Source organism: Christiangramia sediminis (genome assembly GCF_020552705.1).
GTDB lineage: Bacteria > Bacteroidota > Bacteroidia > Flavobacteriales > Flavobacteriaceae > Christiangramia > Christiangramia sediminis.
Genome location: NZ_JAJBZG010000002.1, coordinates 660,958 through 675,801 on the forward strand (window position 1 = coordinate 660,958; position 14,844 = coordinate 675,801).

At 37.1% G+C, this 14,844-nt stretch carries 15 protein-coding genes; 13 read left to right on the forward strand and 2 right to left on the reverse strand.

Going from position 1 to position 14,844, the window contains the following annotated elements:
• The first annotated feature begins 23 nt into the window (after window positions 1-23).
• From ftsH to LGQ90_RS07440, 5 genes are all read left to right on the forward strand, one after another.
• Window positions 24-2,084, forward strand: a complete 2,061-nt coding sequence (ftsH, locus tag LGQ90_RS07420) for an ATP-dependent zinc metalloprotease FtsH (RefSeq protein ID WP_229339702.1) — start codon at window positions 24-26, stop codon at window positions 2,082-2,084.
• Window positions 2,085-2,179: 95 nt separating this feature from the next.
• Window positions 2,180-2,791: an LUD domain-containing protein gene (locus LGQ90_RS07425; RefSeq protein WP_229339704.1), complete on the forward strand. Its 612-nt coding sequence runs from the start codon at window positions 2,180-2,182 to the stop codon at window positions 2,789-2,791.
• Between the two features lie 3 nt (window positions 2,792-2,794).
• Window positions 2,795-3,598 carry a phosphatidate cytidylyltransferase gene (locus tag LGQ90_RS07430; protein WP_229339706.1) on the forward strand — a complete coding sequence of 268 codons (804 nt, stop codon included), beginning with the start codon at window positions 2,795-2,797 and terminating at the stop codon, window positions 3,596-3,598.
• Window positions 3,588-4,244: a phosphatidylserine decarboxylase family protein gene (locus LGQ90_RS07435; protein ID WP_229339709.1), complete on the forward strand. Its 657-nt coding sequence runs from the start codon at window positions 3,588-3,590 to the stop codon at window positions 4,242-4,244. Before LGQ90_RS07430 ends, LGQ90_RS07435 begins: the two co-directional genes overlap by 11 nt.
• A 5-nt stretch (window positions 4,245-4,249) precedes the next feature.
• Window positions 4,250-4,525, forward strand: a complete 276-nt coding sequence (locus tag LGQ90_RS07440; RefSeq protein WP_229339710.1) for an acyl-CoA-binding protein — start codon at window positions 4,250-4,252, stop codon at window positions 4,523-4,525.
• Between the two features lie 72 nt (window positions 4,526-4,597).
• Here the strand turns inward: LGQ90_RS07440 and LGQ90_RS07445 are convergent, their stop codons facing one another.
• Complete coding sequence (locus LGQ90_RS07445; RefSeq protein ID WP_229339712.1) at window positions 4,598-7,228, reverse strand: valine--tRNA ligase; 2,631 nt, start codon at window positions 7,226-7,228, stop codon at window positions 4,598-4,600.
• A gap of 135 nt (window positions 7,229-7,363) precedes the next feature.
• On the opposite strand from LGQ90_RS07445, the gene LGQ90_RS07450 reads away from it, so the two are divergent.
• From LGQ90_RS07450 to murB, 3 genes are all read left to right on the forward strand, one after another.
• A complete protein-coding gene (locus tag LGQ90_RS07450) occupies window positions 7,364-7,759 on the forward strand; it encodes a DUF1573 domain-containing protein (protein WP_229339714.1) in 396 nt (131 codons plus the stop codon).
• 173 nt (window positions 7,760-7,932) lie between these two features.
• Window positions 7,933-9,129 (forward strand): pyridoxal phosphate-dependent aminotransferase, encoded by a 1,197-nt coding sequence (locus LGQ90_RS07455; protein ID WP_229339716.1) that lies wholly within the window; start codon window positions 7,933-7,935, stop codon window positions 9,127-9,129.
• Window positions 9,129-10,142 (forward strand): UDP-N-acetylmuramate dehydrogenase, encoded by a 1,014-nt coding sequence (gene murB, locus LGQ90_RS07460; RefSeq protein ID WP_229339718.1) that lies wholly within the window; start codon window positions 9,129-9,131, stop codon window positions 10,140-10,142. Before LGQ90_RS07455 ends, murB begins: the two co-directional genes overlap by 1 nt.
• 48 nt (window positions 10,143-10,190) lie before the next feature.
• Here the strand turns inward: murB and LGQ90_RS07465 are convergent, their stop codons facing one another.
• On the reverse strand, window positions 10,191-10,808 hold the full coding sequence (locus LGQ90_RS07465; protein ID WP_229339720.1) for a fasciclin domain-containing protein: 618 nt from the start codon (window positions 10,806-10,808) through the stop codon (window positions 10,191-10,193).
• 166 nt (window positions 10,809-10,974) lie between these two features.
• Here LGQ90_RS07465 and LGQ90_RS07470 point away from each other — a divergent pair, with 166 nt between their 5' ends.
• From LGQ90_RS07470 to gap, 5 genes are all read left to right on the forward strand, one after another.
• Window positions 10,975-11,181, forward strand: coding sequence for a membrane or secreted protein (locus LGQ90_RS07470; protein ID WP_229339723.1), 207 nt, complete (start codon window positions 10,975-10,977; stop codon window positions 11,179-11,181).
• Window positions 11,182-11,186: 5 nt separating this feature from the next.
• Window positions 11,187-12,290 (forward strand): glycosyltransferase, encoded by a 1,104-nt coding sequence (locus LGQ90_RS07475; RefSeq protein ID WP_229339725.1) that lies wholly within the window; start codon window positions 11,187-11,189, stop codon window positions 12,288-12,290.
• The gene (locus LGQ90_RS07480) at window positions 12,281-12,850 is read left to right on the forward strand and encodes an RNA polymerase sigma factor (protein WP_229339727.1); all 570 of its coding nucleotides are present in this window, start codon (window positions 12,281-12,283) and stop codon (window positions 12,848-12,850) included. Before LGQ90_RS07475 ends, LGQ90_RS07480 begins: the two co-directional genes overlap by 10 nt.
• Window positions 12,851-12,927: 77 nt before the next feature.
• A complete protein-coding gene (lipA, locus tag LGQ90_RS07485; RefSeq protein ID WP_229339729.1) occupies window positions 12,928-13,809 on the forward strand; it encodes a lipoyl synthase in 882 nt (293 codons plus the stop codon).
• Between the two features lie 7 nt (window positions 13,810-13,816).
• The gene (gene gap / locus LGQ90_RS07490) at window positions 13,817-14,824 is read left to right on the forward strand and encodes a type I glyceraldehyde-3-phosphate dehydrogenase (protein ID WP_229339732.1); all 1,008 of its coding nucleotides are present in this window, start codon (window positions 13,817-13,819) and stop codon (window positions 14,822-14,824) included.
• Window positions 14,825-14,844: the final 20 nt, after the last annotated feature.

Below are 14,844 nucleotides of genomic sequence, written 5' to 3' on the forward strand. Positions count from 1 at the left end.
TAAATTATTAGAAGAAGCATAGAATGGCGAATCAAAAACCAAAGAAAAAATTAGATCCCAAAAAACCTAAATTTAGTGCCTACTGGATTTACGCGGCGATCATTATTATATTTTTAGGCCTTAATATTTTTGGCGATGGAGGCTTCTCTGAACCAGCCAAAACCAATCCAGCAGAATTTAAAGAGTACCTGAGAACTGGTGATGTCGAGAAAGTTGAAATCATCAACCGGAATCAGGCCAGGGTATATTTAACTGCCGAGGCTAAAGAAAAAGAGATTCATAAGAAAAATATAGATCCAGATCTTTTTTCTACTGGTGAATCTCCCGTTTATACTTTTCAGTTTGGAGATCTTCAGAATTTTGAGAACGACATCAATGAGATTAAAAATGAAAATAATCTCAATACGGTGGTTACCTATGATACATCCAGCGATGTAATTGGTGATCTTTTCTGGGCTTTACTTCCATTTATCCTGATTATTGGAGTATGGATCTTTATCATGAGAAAAATGAGTTCTGGAGCCGGTGGAGGCGCAGGAGGTCAGATTTTTAATATTGGTAAATCCAAAGCAAAACTATTTGATCAGAATACAGATGTAAAAACATCTTTTAAAGATGTTGCCGGACTAGAAGGTGCAAAAGAAGAAGTTCAGGAAATTGTAGATTTCTTAAAACAACCGGAAAAATACACTGCTTTAGGGGGTAAAATTCCAAAAGGAGCCTTACTGGTAGGACCTCCGGGAACAGGTAAAACATTATTAGCAAAAGCCGTGGCCGGAGAGGCGAAAGTTCCTTTCTTCTCTTTATCAGGTTCAGACTTTGTAGAAATGTTCGTAGGGGTAGGTGCCTCAAGAGTAAGAGACTTGTTTAAACAAGCAAAAGAAAAATCACCATCCATCATTTTTATTGATGAGATCGATGCTATTGGTAGAGCCAGAGGAAAAAGTAATTTTTCAGGTTCTAACGATGAAAGAGAAAATACACTGAATCAGTTACTGACTGAAATGGATGGTTTTGGAACAAACACTAACGTAATTGTGGTGGCTGCAACAAACCGTGCAGATGTACTTGATAAGGCCCTGATGCGTGCAGGACGTTTTGACAGACAGATCTATGTTGATCTTCCTGACCTTAACGAAAGAAAAGAAATATTTGAAGTTCACTTAGCGCCTCTTAAAAGAGTTGCCGATGAATTAGATACTGAATTCTTAGCAAAACAAACCCCTGGTTTCTCTGGAGCAGATATTGCCAATGTTTGTAACGAAGCAGCACTTATTGCTGCGAGAAAAGGAAATAAAGCCGTAGGGAAACAGGATTTCCTTGATGCGGTAGATCGTATAGTTGGTGGTCTTGAGAAAAAGAATAAGATCATTACTCCAAGTGAGAAAAAAGCTATTGCTTTTCACGAAGCCGGTCATGCCACGGTGAGCTGGATGTTAGAACATGCTGCCCCACTGGTGAAAGTTACTATCGTGCCTCGTGGACAATCCCTGGGTGCTGCTTGGTATTTACCAGAAGAACGACTTATTGTTAGACCGGAACAAATGCTGGATGAAATGTGTGCTGCCCTTGGAGGTCGTGCTGCTGAAAAAGTAATCTTCAATAAGATATCAACCGGGGCCCTAAGTGACCTGGAGAAGGTTACCAAACAGGCCAGAGCCATGGTAACTATTTACGGTCTTAATGAAGCAGTAGGTAATCTTACCTATTATGATTCATCAGGGCAAAGTGAATACAACTTCACTAAGCCATACAGTGAAAAAACTTCGGAATTGATCGACAAGGAAATCTCAAACCTTATCGAAGATCAGTACAAACGAGCTCTGGATCTTCTGGAGCACAATAAAGATAAACTTACTCAGCTAGCTGAAATACTTCTTGATAAAGAAGTTATTTTCAAGGATGACCTTGAGAAAATCTTTGGAAAACGTCCTTTTGAAAAAGAAAAGGTAGAAGGCAAACCCATCAAAGAAAAAAATACCCTGGATAAAACCACGGAAAATGGGTCTGCAGCAGAAGAATCTGAAGGAAAAGACACCGATGAAGAAGGAAAATTAACCGAAAACGATTCGGTTAATAAGTAGTGTAGAAGTTGAAGTAAAAAATCTGAAATTAAACAATGGTTAATTTCAGATTTTTTAACTTTGATAAATGACAGTAAGAATCACACCCAAACTCTATGAATCTATTCAAGAGGTTTCTTAATCCCAAGTCCAAAGCAGACCAGGAGCAGGATATCCCTGAGAATGCGGACAGAGGAAAATATATGCCGGAGGTAAAATTACCTACCGATGAGCGATTTATGCTCAACTTCAAAAATAATGGAGGGAAATTCTTATACTGTGTAGATGAAGCAGAAATCCAGGAAGCTTTTGACAATATTCTCATGGAGAATGACTGGTATGAAAAGCAGTGTTGCTGTTTCGACGAGAAATTAAAAAGCAAATTTCAGGATTTCAACCTTGAATTTAATAAATCTGCCAATGCTGAATTTTATCTTTCAACATGTGAATTTCTGGTAGCAAATGATGGCTCAATCCTCATCTCTTCTAATCAGATAAAAGAAAGAAAGCTTCACGATCTACCTGCAAACTTTATTATACTATCCTCAACTAGTCAGCTAATTGACACCATTGGCGAAGGCTTAAGAGGCATTAAATTTAAGAACAGACAGCAAATTCCTTCCAACATCACCACGATCAAAAATTTTGAAACTCAAAAAGAAGGTGATTTTATGAGTTATGGAAGTAGTACGAAAAACCTATATTTGCTGCTGCTGGAAGATCTGTAATTTATGAGGGAAACCATTATTCGTGCTGTTTCGGGATTGTTGTATACATCCATTTTGGTTGCTTCCATCCTATCCTCAGAGGTAATCTTCATTATTCTTTTTTATCTATTAAGCCTTGTATGTTTAATAGAGATGCAAAAACTCCTGCGTCTAAAAAGTTACGCTCTATACTTTTTACAAGCCATACTGTTTTATCTATTCAGCTTTTTGAAATTTAATCAGGATGCTACAGTTTTACTGCTTTTAATAACAATTTTCGTGAACCTTTTCCTGGTGAAAGACCTGATGGTCGTAAAGAAGATCCCGGTATTTGAAAAGAAGAAATATATTATCATTATATTTTACCTTATATCTTCTACTATATTCTTAACCCTTATCCCCACCATTGAAGGTATTTTTATACCCAAACTGGTAATCGGGATATTTTTCCTGATCTGGACCAACGATACTTTCGCCTATCTAATAGGTAAGAATTTTGGAAAACGAAAACTTTATGAAAAAATCTCACCTAATAAAACCATTGAAGGTTTCCTGGGAGGTTTGGTCTTTAGCGTACTAATGAGTTATGCCATCTGGTATTACACCAGCTTCTTAACTATGTGGACCTGGCTGGGAATGGCCATTATTTTGAGCATTTTCGGTACTTTGGGAGATCTTATTCAATCAAAATTTAAAAGACAGGCAGGTGTAAAGGACAGTGGAAAATTAATGCCCGGACACGGTGGATTGTTTGATCGGCTGGATAGTATTATCTTTGCAAGCCCATTCATTTATGCTTATTTATATATATTGAACTATGTTTCATAAAGAAGGATATAAAATAATGACCCTAACTGCGATCATCCTGATTGCAATAAATATCATTACATACAGTTTAATTAATGTATACTGGGTAAAATTTGCAATTCTTGTAGTTTCGATTATTTTGTTTTTTCTGATACTTCAGTTTTTCAGAAATCCAAAAAGAACTACCAGTTTAAACAATAAACATATAATTGCACCTGTAGACGGAAAAGTGGTAGCGATAGAAGAGGTTTATGAAAAAGAATATTTCAAGGATAACAGGCTGCAAATTTCGATTTTCATGTCTCCTATAAATGTACATGTAACACGTCATCCTGTAGGTGGAAAAGTAACCTATAGTAAATATCATCCGGGAAAATTTCTGGTCGCCTGGCATCCAAAATCCAGTGAGGAAAATGAAAGGACTACTGTGGTGGTAAAAAATGAAATTGCTGGAGAGATCCTATATCGGCAGATTGCCGGAGCAATGGCAAAACGAATCGTTAATTATGCTGAAGTAGATTCAGAAGTAGTGCAGGGAAGCGACAGCGGATTCATCAAATTTGGCAGCCGGGTTGATGTATTTGTGCCTGTTGAAACGAAAGTGAATGTAGAGATCAATCAAAAAGTAAAAGGTGGCGTTAGCATAATCGCTGATGTACCTTCATAAACATTATGATGGCACAAGAAAACTCTAAGTTTCTAAAAGCCTACGAAATGGCAAGTAGCACGAATCAGCAATTCCCACCTGATGTGCTTTTACACTTTTACGCTCTTTATAAAAGAGCCACTGAAAAGAATGGATTCTATATCCCTCCAACTAATACTGGAGATTTAAGGAGCGCATTTAAGATCAATGCATTAGTCCAGGTAAAAGACCTCAGTAAAACCGAAGCTGAAAAGCAATATATCGACCTTGTGGAGACCCATATCGGGAAAGTCACCGTATAAGCTATACACAATAAAACATAAAAAAAGAGGACAAATTGTCCTCTTTTTTATTTTTGTAGTATCTATAGATCCTTAATTCAAACTACTTAAACTGGCTTTTAAAGCTTCTATCTTAGCTTCTGCATCAGCTTTTTTTGCTTTTTCTATAGCTACGACCTTTTCCGGAGCATTATTCACGAAACGCTCGTTAGAAAGTTTTTTATCTACAGACTTCAGGAATCCCTCGGTATAACTAAGTTCTTCCTGGATTTTTTGTTTCTCAGCTTCCACATCGATGGCCCCAACTATCGGAATAAAATATTCATTGGATCTAACTCTAAAAGAAAGTGCTCCATCTACAGATCCAGTCACGTATTCCAGATTGGAAATATTACCCATTTTTGAAATCACAGCATCAAAAGTTTTAGACGTATTCTCATTATTAAGAACACTGAGATCTATTTGATTCTTAAAGGAAATATTCTTGTCTTTTCTAATCTTTCTCACTCCCGCGATCACTTCAGCTGCGTGAGAGAATTCCTTAATGATTTTTTCATCAAAATTGATCTCTTCCGGCCATTTTGCAATGATCAACGCTTCTTCTGGAGTACGCTCAGTAATTTCCTGCCAGATCTCTTCGGTAACAAAAGGCATGAAAGGATGTAATATCTTAAGATTATCTTCCAGAATAGTAATGATCTCTTTATAAGTTCTGGCATCCATTGGCTCGCCGTAACCAGGTTTCACCATTTCCAGGAACCAGCTACAGTAATCATCCCAAATTAACTTATAGGTAGACATTAAAGCATCACTTATTCTATATTTTGAATAGTGGTCTTCTATTTCTCTGATCGTCTTCTGAAATTTAGCCTTATACCAGTCTATTGCCATTCTAGCAGTTTCCGGCTGCTCAATTTCTTCGGAAATTTCCCATCCCTGTACTAAACGGAAAGCATTCCAGATTTTATTTGAGAATGCACTGCCCTGCTTACAAAGATCTTCATCAAACATAAGATCATTTCCGGCAGGAGAGCTCAATAACATTCCAACACGAACCCCATCTGCCCCATACTGTTCGATCAAAGCAAGAGGATCTGGTGAATTACCAAGGGATTTCGACATTTTTCTTCTCTGCTTATCTCTAACAATTCCGGTTAGATAAACATTTTTAAAAGGTCTTTCTCCCCTATATTCATACCCGGCCATAATCATTCTGGCTACCCAGAAAAATAGTATTTCAGGTGCCGTAACAAGATCATTAGTTGGATAGTAATATTCTATCTCTTTATTTTCAGGCTCAAGAATTCCATTAAAAACACTCATAGGCCATAACCAGGAAGAAAACCAGGTATCCAGTGCATCTTTATCCTGTGTAAGATCTGAAGCCTGAAGATCAGTTTTTCCTGTTGCTTCACGAGCCTTCTCCACAGCTTTCTCCAGAGTTTCTGCAACTACAAAGTCATTTTTACCTGTTCCGTAGAAATAAGCAGGGATCTGATGTCCCCACCACAACTGACGTGAAATATTCCAGTCTCGAACATTCTCCATCCAATGGCGATAGGTATTCAGAAATTTTTCGGGGACAAGGTTAATATCATCCCCTAACACAGCCTCTATCGCCGGCTGAGCCATTTCTTTCATTTTCAAAAACCACTGATCACTAAGTTTTGGTTCTATCACCGCACCTGTACGCTCACTGGTTCCAACTTTATTTACATAGTCTTCAACTTTTTCCAGAAAACCAGATATTTCAAGTTCTTCTACAATTTCAGCACGCACCACAAAGCGGTCTTTTCCTTCGTAATGCAGCCCGTAATTATTTAAAGTAGCATCATCATTGAAAATATCAATTACCTCCAGATTATGCTTTTCGCCAAGATTTTTATCATTTTCATCATGAGCAGGAGTAACTTTTAAACAACCTGTTCCAAATTCCATATCCACATATTCATCTTCAATGATAGGAATCGTACGATTACAGATAGGTACTATTGCTTTTTTACCCTTTAAATGAGCAAATCTTTCATCATTAGGATTAATACAAATTGCAGTATCCCCAAGAATGGTTTCAGGTCTGGTAGTGGCAATGGTTAGATAATCATTGGTCCCATCTACTTTATATTTTAAATAAAAAAGCTTCCCATTTCTTTCTTCATAATTTACTTCTTCATCAGAAAGTGTCGTTTTTGCCTGCGGATCCCAATTCACCATACGATAACCGCGATAAATCAGTCCTTTCTCATAAAGATCAACAAAGACCTTGATGACAGATGCAGACATATCATCATCCATCGTAAATTTGGTACGTTCCCAGTCACAGGAAGCACCCAGCTTTTTTAATTGCTGAAGAATAATACCTCCATGTTTATTTGTCCACTCCCACGCATGTTGTAGAAATTCCTCCCGACTAAGATCATTCTTTTCGATGCCCTCAGCTTTAAGCTTGGCAACAACTTTCGCTTCGGTAGCAATAGACGCGTGATCTGTACCGGGAACCCAACAAGCATTGAAACCTTTCAATCTGGCCCTTCTCACCAAAACATCCTGTATGGTATTATTCAGCATATGGCCCATGTGTAAAACCCCGGTAACGTTAGGCGGGGGTATTACAATAGTATATGGCTCTCTCTCGTCAACTTCTGAATGAAAATAATTATTCTTCATCCAGTAGTCATACCACTTATCCTCTACTTTTTTTGCATTATAATGTGAAGCAATTGCCATTTCTTGGTCTGATTTTTGAAATAATGGCAAAAGTAATTATTAATGGAGGATTATGAAAGCTACTGAAATGATTAAAATTTTTGAGAATTGAACTATTTCAGCTTATCTTTACTAATCCGCTTAAAATTTTAAATTATGAAAAAACTAATTGCAATAGCCATATTCGTATTCGCAGGTCTGGCAACAGCTCAGGCTCAAAAAACGGCGAAATTTGAATTTAAGTCAGAAACGATTGACTATGGCGAAATAATGAAAGGCAGCGATGGCGTGCGAGTATTTGAATTTACAAATGTTGGAGATGCTCCTTTAGTGATCACAGACGTTAAATCCAGTTGTGGATGCACCGTACCAAAGAAGCCGGAAGAGCCAGTTATGCCGGGCGAAACCGGGAAAATTGAAGTGAAGTACAATACCACAATAGTTGGCCCAATTAGGAAGACCGTAACAGTTTATTCTAATGCTGATGAGCCCACAAAAGCTTTAAAGATCAAAGGTCTTGTAAAAGACGAGGATGCTGGCGACAGCAAATAAAATTATTTTAAAAACTCTAGAAAGCCTTCCCACCAGGAAGGCTTTTTTTTTGCCTAAATATTATTTTCAGAATTTATAGGATATAAAATATCCATTTAGCAGGGATAATTACCTGGAGATTATTATTGATTAATATTTTAATTTTGCAATTTTGCACGTACAAATAATAAGCTATGCCTAAGATCTCTAATAAAGGGCTGGAAATGCCTGAATCTCCAATAAGAAAACTTGTTCCTTTTGCCGAAGCTGCTACTAAAAAGGGTCGAAAAATATATCAACTTAATATTGGTCAACCGGATATTAAAACTCCTGAAGCTGCCTTGGATGCCGTAAGAAAACATGACATTGAGGTTCTTTCTTACAGTCATTCCGCAGGATTTGAAAGTTATAGAGAGAAGTTAGCAGGTTATTATCAAAAAACAGCATTGCCGGTAAATAAAGAAGATATCATTATTACCACCGGTGGTTCTGAAGCTTTGCTTTTCGCCATGGGAAGTATTACAGACCCCGGAGACGAAGTGATTATCCCGGAGCCTTTTTATGCTAACTATAATGGTTTTGCAACGGCATCTGGAGTTAAGATCAAGCCTATACAATCCAGCATAGAAAATAATTTCGCTTTGCCTCCAATTTCAGAATTTGAGAAATTAATTTCTGAAAAAACCAAGGCTATATTACTTTGTAACCCCGGAAACCCTACAGGTTACCTCTATACAAAAGAGGAGGTAAAGCAACTGGCAGATCTTGCTCTGAAACATGATCTTTTTATAGTTTCAGACGAGGTATACCGAGAATTCGCTTACGACGGTGCTGAACACCATTCTATTATGAGCCTTCCGGAACTTGCTGAAAATGCAATTATGGTAGATTCTGTTTCTAAACGTTATAGCATGTGCGGAGCCAGGATAGGTTGTCTCGTTTCTAAAAATAAAGAAGTGATCGCTACCGCAATGAAATTTGCCCAGGCGCGGTTAAGCCCTCCTACTTTTGCGCAAATTGCCAGCGAAGCAGCATTAGATACTCCTCAGTCATATTTCGATGATGTAATTGAACAATACACTTTCCGAAGAAATCTGCTGGTAGAAGGTCTGGAAAAGATCGAAGGCGTTAAGGTTGCTAAGCCGAAAGGCGCATTTTACTGCATTGCTGAATTACCTGTTGAAGATGCAGATGATTTCGCGAGATGGCTATTAGAAGATTTCCAGGATGATAATGAAACCGTTATGGTTGCTCCTGCCGCAGGCTTCTACTCTACCCCTAATACTGGGAAAAATCAGGTGAGGATTGCTTATGTATTGAAGAAAGAAAACCTTGAAAGAGCCATCGACATACTTGAGAAAGCTTTAAAAGAATATAACCAACAGCATTAATGCGCGTTCTGCGAAATTTCTCCCTTAAAGATCATAATAGCTTTGGCATTGATGTTAGAGCTGAAAAGTTCATTTCAATTGAAAATATTAAGGATCTGAGAAGTTTACTCCGTAAAAGTTACGCAGCAGAATTATTCATTCTTGGTGGTGGCAGTAATATGCTTCTTACAGGCGATATTCATAAGACAGTTTTACATATAGCCTTAAAAGGAAAGAAAATTGTTTCTGAATTCGAAAATAAGGTTATCATCGAGGCCGCCGCAGGTGAAAACTGGCACGAGTTTGTTTTATGGACGCTGGAACATAATTATGGCGGACTGGAAAACCTTTCTCTTATCCCTGGAAATGTCGGCACAGCTCCCATTCAAAATATTGGTGCATATGGCGTGGAGCTTAAAGATACTTTTGTTAGTTGTAAAGCCATGAATGTGCAAACGCTGGAAGAAAAAGAATTCAGCCTTGAAGAATGTGAGTTTTCTTATCGGAATTCTATTTTCAAAAATCAGCTTAAGGGACAGTATATCATTACTTCAGTAAAATTTAGATTGACCAAAGAGCATCATCATTTACAAATAGATTACGGTTCCATACGATCTGAATTGAATGAAAAAGGAATTTCTTCACCTAAAATCCATGATATTTCTGAAGCGGTTATAGCTATAAGAAGGTCTAAACTTCCGAATCCTCAGGAATTGGGAAATAGCGGTAGTTTTTTTAAAAATCCTATTATAAAGAAATCTCAATTTGAAGATCTTAAAGCAGAATTTCCTGAAATTCCTTCCTATGAAGTATCAGATAATGAAATTAAGGTTCCTGCAGGATGGTTAATTGATAAAGCCGGGCTTAAGGGATATAGAGATGGAGATGCCGGCGTCCACAAAAATCAGGCTTTAGTATTGGTAAATTACGGGCAGGCAACAGGAGCAGAAATTTTAGCACTCTCCAGAAAAATCCAGAGGACGATAAAAGATAAGTTTAAAATTGATCTTGAAGCGGAAGTAAATATTATATAAAAAAAAGGGATCTAAAAATAGATCCCTTTTTTATTTGTGAAGATATTATTAAGCTTTTTTCATTACCACAGCATCAATAATGTGTACCACTCCATTTGAAGCATCCACATCTGCCTGTACTACAGTAGCCTTGTTTCCAGATTCGTCAGTAAGAATTACATTTTCACCTTCCAGAGTAGCTTTTATTTCTCCACCTCCAACAGTTGAAATGCTATATTCTCCATCATTATCCTGGATCATTTTAACAAGATCTGCAGACATAACTTTCTGATCAACTACGTGATATTTAAGAATTCCAGCTAATTTATCCTTATTTTCTTCCATCATTAACTGATCAAGAGTTGCCTTATCTAATTTACTGAATGCTGCATTATTTGGAGCAAATACAGTAAATGGCCCTTCTTCAGTTTTAAACATTTCTGCAAGCTCTGCAGCTTTTAGAGCACTTACAAGGGTACTAAGAGTATCAGTCTCCATTGCTTTAGCAGCAATACTATTAGATTCCATCTCTTGTTTTTCCTTTTCAGCTTCCATTTCAGCCTCTCTCTCGGCTTCCATTTGCTCCATACGTTCTTTCTCTTCCTGTTCTTTTTTCTTATTATCTTCACAAGAAGTGAAAACCATAGCTGAAAGAGCTAAAACAGTAAATAACATTTTAAATTTCATAATTGTAGTTTTTTTCGTGATTAACAATGCAAGATATTGCGTAAATGCCAGTTATGACTACACTTTCGATTAAAGTTTAGTTAAATTGTGTAAAGAATATATTAATGATCTCGAAGATTTTTACATACTTTAATTTATTGTTATTTTTGCAGCAGAATCATAGATTATGAAACTATTTATAATAAGTGTCATTTTATTAGGCCTTGCTTTTGCTGGAATTGCAATAAAGATCTGGGGTAAAAAGGAAGGTAAATTTGCCGGAACCTGTGCCAGCCAGAATCCTTATCTTAACAAAGACGGCGAACCCTGCAGTTTTTGTGGTAAGATGCCAGAAGAGATGGAAAATTGTTCAGATACAGCCACGACCAAATAGACTGAATGGGAACAATATTACTGGTGTTTTTTATTTTTGTAAGCTTAGTTAATCTTATCTATTTCTTTTCTTTTTTCTCCTTTTCAACCTCGGGACTAAAAAATAAATTGCATCCCGAACTTCCTGTTTCGGTAATAATATGTGCTAAAAATGAAGAGGAAAATCTAAAAAACTTTCTTCCATCTATCCTCGAACAGAATTATCCAGAATTTGAAGTTATTGTAATCAATGACGCTTCTTCTGATAACACCTTAGAGGTAATAGAAGAATTTCAGAAAATAGACCCGAGAATTAGAATAGTAGACGTTCAGAATAATGAAGCATTTTGGGCTAATAAAAAATATGCCCTGACCCTGGGGATCAAAAAAGCCAAAAATCAACACCTCTTATTTACAGATGCAGATTGTGCGCCGCAGTCAAAGAACTGGATCAAAGAAATGTCCAGGAATTTCCAGCCCGGAAATACCATAGTTTTAGGTTATGGAGGTTATTTTCAACATAGCGGATCTTTTCTTAATAAATTAATCAGGTTCGAAACTCTTCTTACTGCAATCCAATATTTTTCTTACGCCCGCCTGGGTTCTCCTTATATGGGTGTAGGAAGAAATCTTGCCTATACTTCGAGCCAGTTCTATGAATTGAAAGGATTTGCCAATCATCTTCATTTAAGATCTGGCGACGATGATCTTTTCGTGAATGAAGCGGCTACTGCAGAAAATACGGCCATATGTTTTCATCCTGATTCCATTACCAGAAGTGTTCCGAAGAATAATTTTTCAGAATGGTTTCATCAAAAGAAAAGACACGTATCTGTTGCAGGAAACTACAAGACAAAACATAAAATATTACTCAGTGCCTTTTATATTTTCCGGGTGCTTTTCTGGCTGTTATTTGCTGCACTTCTAATACTTCAGGTATACCCAAAAATAGCTTTAAGCATTTTAGGGATTAAATTGATCACAGAAGCCTTTGTATACTTTAAAGCGGCAGACAAACTCAATGAAAAGGATGTGGTGTGGCTATTTCCATTTTTGGATCTCTTTTTAATTTTCCTACAATTGGTTATCTTTATCTCCAACCTCATTTCAAAACCAAAACATTGGAAATAAATCCGGAAAAACTCCTTGAGAAGATCAGGGAGGCAAAAGACGGAAGTCAGTCAGCTTTCAATTATCTTCTGGACAGGTACTGGAATGATGTGTATGGTTTTCAATTAAAGAAAACCCGGAATGAGTATGAATCTGAAGATATTACCATTCAAACCTTTTCAAAAGCATTTAACAAAATAGATACTTTTGATGAGAATTACTCCTTTTCCACCTGGCTTATTGCTATTTCCAAGAACATCCATATAGATCAGGTTCGCAAAAAGAATTCTTCCATCACTTCCAGGACTTCTATGCAAGATGAGGAACGCGTTTATGAGATAGTAGATGAAACCCCCGGAATTGAAGACAAACTGATCAAAGAGCAAAATCTGGAACAATTACTGGCTGATATTAAACAGCTAAAACCTCACTATCAGGAAGTGATCAATCTCAGGTTTTTTCAGGAAAAGTCTTATAAAGAAATAGCCAGCAGCCTTGATGAACCCATGAATAATGTAAAGGTCAAACTATTAAGAGCCAAGAAGTTATTAGCTGAAATTATCGAATCCAGAAAAGTCTAAGTAAGGAATTAAATACTGGCGAGTCTAATTTATGCAGTTCGGCTTATTATTGTATCTTTGAAACACAGATTTTTGCTATGAATACAGACGTTGCGCCCGTAAAATCAAAAACAGAAAGAACGCCCAAACCAAAGTGGCTTCGTGTTAAACTTCCTACCGGAAAAAAATACACAGAATTAAGAAATCTTGTAGATAAGTATGACCTTCATACGATCTGCACCTCTGGTAGTTGCCCAAATATGGGTGAGTGCTGGAGTGAAGGTACTGCTACATTCATGATCCTTGGAAATGTTTGTACCAGATCCTGCGGATTTTGTGGTGTGAAAACCGGAAGACCGGAAACGGTAGATTGGGATGAACCCGAAAAAGTTGCCAGATCAATTAAACTGATGCAGATCAAACATGCGGTTGTCACAAGTGTAGACCGTGATGATCTAAAAGATATGGGTTCCATTATCTGGGCTGAAACGGTAAAGGCTATCAGACGTATGAATCCTGAGACTACTCTAGAGACTTTAATTCCCGATTTTCAGGGAAATGAAAGAAATATCGATAGAATTATAGAAGTAGCCCCAGAGGTGGTTTCTCATAATATGGAAACCGTAAAACGACTAACCCGTGAAGTGAGAATCCAGGCAAAATATGATCGAAGCCTGGCAGTTTTAAAATACCTGAAAGATAACGGTATAAGAAGAACAAAATCTGGAATTATGCTTGGTCTTGGAGAACAGGAAGAAGAAGTAATTCAAACCCTTAAAGATCTTCGTGGAGCCGGAGTAGATGTGGTTACGATTGGTCAATACCTGCAGCCAAGTAAAAAACATTTACCGGTAAAACAGTTTATCACTCCAGATCAGTTTAAAAAATATGAACAAATAGGACTTGAACTAGGATTCAGACATGTGGAAAGCAGCGCATTAGTCAGATCCTCCTACAAGGCTCAAAAACACATTAATTAGTCAGTAGATGGCTAAACCTATTCATATTGCCATCAACGGTTTTGGTAGAATTGGAAGAAATCTTTTCAGAATTTTATTAGATCATCCTTCTATTAAAGTTGTTGCGGTTAATGATATACATAATGCGGAAAGCCTGGCGCATCTTCTAAAATATGACAGTATTCATGGAAGATTGCAAGCGAATATTTCTTCAAATGAGACCGGTATTGTCATTAATGGTAAAACTATCCCCTTATTAAATTTTAATACTCCTGCAGATATTCCCTGGGATTCATATAATGTGGATTATGTGGTGGAATCTTCAGGACAATTCAGAACCGAAAATACTTTAAAAGCTCATCTTAAAAAGGGGGTTAAAAAAGTAATATTATCGGTACCTCCTCAGGATGAAAATATAAAAATGGTGGTATTGGGAGTTAATGAACATATCCTGGATGGTTCAGAAAAAATTATTTCCAACGCCTCCTGTACTACAAACAACGCAGCACCAATGCTGAAGCTTATACATGAGCATCTGGAGGTGACCCAAGCTTATATTACTACGGTTCACTCCTATACTTCAGACCAAAGTCTACATGATAAGCCTCATAAAGACTTAAGAAGAAGCAGGGCTGCAGCACAATCTATAATTCCTACAACTACCGGAGCGGCCAAAGCTTTAACCACTATTTTCCCAGAATTAAGTGATGTTATTGGAGGATGTGGAATAAGAGTTCCGGTTGCCAACGGGTCTTTAACCGATATGACCCTGAATGTAAAAACAGAAACATCTATCGAGGAAGTTAACGCCATATTTAAAGATGCGGCAGAAGGAACTTTTAAGGGAATCATTGAATATACTGAAGACCCCATCGTTTCTGTTGATATTTTAGACCGAAGTGCAAGTTGTATTTTTGATGCACAAATGACCTCCGTTATAGGAAAAAAGCTAGTAAAATTAATTGGCTGGTATGATAATGAGATAGGATACTCTAACCGTCTTATCGATTTAATTTCACTCATTAACGATAAATAGCTATATTTAACCACATTAAC